This window comes from Mesorhizobium sp. M7A.F.Ca.CA.004.06.1.1, from assembly GCF_003999135.1.
In the GTDB taxonomy this organism is placed as follows: Bacteria; Pseudomonadota; Alphaproteobacteria; order Rhizobiales; family Rhizobiaceae; genus Mesorhizobium.
This window is the reverse complement of record NZ_RZPQ01001500.1, coordinates 1-382: the sequence shown is the minus strand read 5'-3', so window position 1 is coordinate 382 and position 382 is coordinate 1. Positions and strand designations below refer to the sequence as shown.

Here is a 382-nt window from a genome sequence, read left to right as displayed (position 1 = left end):
GCGTTTCGCCGACCTGCTGGGCGAGATCGCGGCCGAGGCCGTTCTGCCAGATGTCGGCTGCCTTGACCAGTTCGCGGGTCACCGTCGGGCCGCTATCGAGCAGCTTCTTGCCCGAATCGGAATTGTAGAAGGCGGCGATGTCGGTCAGTTCCTTTTCGGAGAACACTTTTGCGTAGGCGAGTGCGGCTTCCTTCTCGAGATCGGCGCGGCGCGAGGCCAGCGCCAGCGCCTTCTCGCTGATCGTCTTGCCGATCAGTTCCTGCATGTCCGGGTTCTTCTGGATCAGCTGCGATTCGAGCGCTGCGGCTGCCTGCGGCAGGATGTTGTCGAACGGGTCGGTCGCGTGGATCGCAGCGACCGCCGCGCGGGCGGCCTTCAGGTG

At 64.9% G+C, this 382-nt stretch carries 1 protein-coding gene; it reads right to left on the bottom strand.

Annotated elements, in window-relative coordinates; translation table 11 throughout:
* Positions 1–382, bottom strand: a 382-nt coding sequence (locus tag EN906_RS37135; protein WP_127375912.1) for a DUF2059 domain-containing protein, incomplete at both ends; no start/stop codon positions are given.